Raw genomic sequence first — 2864 nt, forward strand, 5'->3', positions numbered from 1 at the left:
GAATGGTTGTCCGGCGGCGTCCTACTCTCCCACCCCGTCTCCAGGGCAGTACCATCGGCGCTGAGAGGCTTAGCTTCCGGGTTCGGAATGAGACCGGGCGTTTCCCTCTCGCCATGGCCGCCGTAACGCTGTGAACATGTACGAACCGGGCGCGGTTCGTGCGTTCAGAACTACACAGTGGACGCGGATTGTCTTCGACCGTCCGCTCGGGAGCGGAGGTTCGTGTGGGTGTGTGGTCAAGCCCTCGGCCTATTAGTACCGGTCAGCTCCACGCCTTGCGGCGCTTCCACTTCCGGCCTATCAACCCGCTGGTCTGGGCGGGGGCCTTACCCGGTTGTCCCGGTGAGAGACCTCATCTTGAAGCGAGCTTCCCGCTTAGATGCTTTCAGCGGTTATCCCTGCCGAACGTAGCCAACCAGCAGTGCACCTGGCGGTACAACTGGCACACCAGAGGTTCGTCCGTCCCGGTCCTCTCGTACTAGGGACAGCTCTTCTCAAGTCTCTTACGCGCACGGCGGATAGGGACCGAACTGTCTCACGACGTTCTAAACCCAGCTCGCGTACCGCTTTAATGGGCGAACAGCCCAACCCTTGGGACCTACTCCAGCCCCAGGATGCGACGAGCCGACATCGAGGTGCCAAACCATCCCGTCGATATGGACTCTTGGGGAAGATCAGCCTGTTATCCCCGGGGTACCTTTTATCCGTTGAGCGACACCGCTTCCACATGCCGGTGCCGGGTCACTAGTCCCAGCTTTCGCTCCTGCTCGACCCGTCGGTCTCACAGTCAAGCTCCCTTGTGCACTTGCACTCGACACCTGATTGCCAACCAGGCTGAGGGAACCTTTGGGCGCCTCCGTTACATTTTGGGAGGCAACCGCCCCAGTTAAACTACCCACCTGACACTGTTCCTGATCCGGATCACGGACCGAGGTTAGACATCCAATTCGACCAGAGTGGTATTTCAACGGCGACTCCACGGACACTGGCGTGCCCGCTTCACAGTCTCCCACCTATCCTACACAAGCCGAACCGAACACCAATATCAAGCTATAGTGAAGGTCCCGGGGTCTTTCCGTCCTGCCGCGCGTAACGAGCATCTTTACTCGTAGTGCAATTTCGCCGAGCCTGTGGTTGAGACAGCTGAGAAGTCGTTACGCCATTCGTGCAGGTCGGAACTTACCCGACAAGGAATTTCGCTACCTTAGGATGGTTATAGTTACCACCGCCGTTTACTGGCGCTTGAGTTCTGAGCTTCGCCTTGCGGCTAACCCGTCCCCTTAACGTTCCAGCACCGGGCAGGCGTCAGTCCGTATACATCGTCTTACGACTTCGCACGGACCTGTGTTTTTAGTAAACAGTCGCTTCTCACTGGTCTCTGCGGCCGGCCACCGCTGCCCCGCGCACGGCGGTTCACAGTCACCGGCCCCCCTTCTCCCGAAGTTACGGGGGCATTTTGCCGAGTTCCTTAACCACAGTTCGCTCGATCGCCTCGGTATTCTCTACCTGACCACCTGAGTTGGTTTGGGGTACGGGCCGCTCGGAACTCGCTAGAGGCTTTTCTCGGCAGCATAGGATCATCCCATTCGCCTCAAACGGCTATGCGTCAGGCCTCACCCACATGCGCCACGGATTTACCTATGGCACGGGCCACACCCTTGCACCGGTACTACCACTCACCGGTAGGACTACCTTCCTGCGTCACCCCATCGCTTGCCTACTACCAGTCCGGGTCCCAGCCTCGACCGGCTCGCTCCACAAGGGAGCTCACCGACCTCGGGTGGTTAGCATCGCTGGGTTCAGCATGGGCGCTCCTTCGCGGGTACGGGAATATCAACCCGTTGTCCATCGACTACGCCTGTCGGCCTCGCCTTAGGTCCCGACTCACCCTGGGCGGATTAGCCTGGCCCAGGAACCCTTGGTCTTCCGGCGGGGGAGGTTCTCACTCCCCTCTCGCTACTCATGCCTGCATTCTCACTCGCGTGGCGTCCACGGCTGGATTCCTCCGCCGCTTCACCCACCACGCGACGCTCCCCTACCCATCCCTCCACCTGGCCACCACCTCGAGGGCGGTGACGGGCTTGACGGAGGAATGCCACGGCTTCGGCGGTGTGCTTGAGCCCCGCTACATTGTCGGCGCGGAACCACTTGACCAGTGAGCTATTACGCACTCTTTCAAGGGTGGCTGCTTCTAAGCCAACCTCCTGGTTGTCTCTGCGATCCCACATCCTTTTCCACTTAGCACACGCTTAGGGGCCTTAGCCGATGATCTGGGCTGTTTCCCTCTCGACTACGAACCTTATCGCCCGCAGTCTCACTGCCACGCTCTCACTTACCGGCATTCGGAGTTTGGTTGACGTCAGTAACCTTGTGGGGCCCATCGGCCATCCAGTGCTCTACCTCCGGCAAGAAACACGTGACGCTGCACCTAAATGCATTTCGGGGAGAACCAGCTATCACCGAGTTTGATTGGCCTTTCACCCCTACCCACAGCTCATCCCCCAGGTTTTCAACCCTGGTGGGTTCGGTCCTCCACGCGGTCTTACCCGCGCTTCAACCTGGCCATGGGTAGATCACTCGGCTTCGGGTCTAGAGCACGCGACTGACTCGCCCTGTTCGGACTCGCTTTCGCTACGGCTACCCCCCACGGGTTAACCTCGCCACGTACCGCTAACTCGCAGGCTCATTCTTCAAAAGGCACGCAATCACCCCCGCCCCGAGGGGCGTAAGGCTCTCACGGCTTGTAGGCACACGGTTTCAGGTACTATTTCACTCCCCTCCCGGGGTACTTTTCACCTTTCCCTCACGGTACTAGTCCGCTATCGGTCACCAGGGAGTATTCAGGCTTAGCGGGTGGTCCCGCC

2 rRNA genes are annotated in these 2864 nt (G+C 59.6%); both read right to left on the minus strand.

Annotation, left to right across the window (positions count from 1 at the left end):
* Window positions 1-8: 8 nt before the first annotated feature.
* Window positions 9-125, minus strand: a 5S ribosomal RNA gene (rrf, locus tag ACI79E_RS22345).
* 107 nt (window positions 126-232) lie between these two features.
* Window positions 233-2864, minus strand: a 23S ribosomal RNA gene (locus ACI79E_RS22350); the annotation flags it as partial.

Source organism: Geodermatophilus sp. SYSU D00079 (assembly GCF_054050635.1).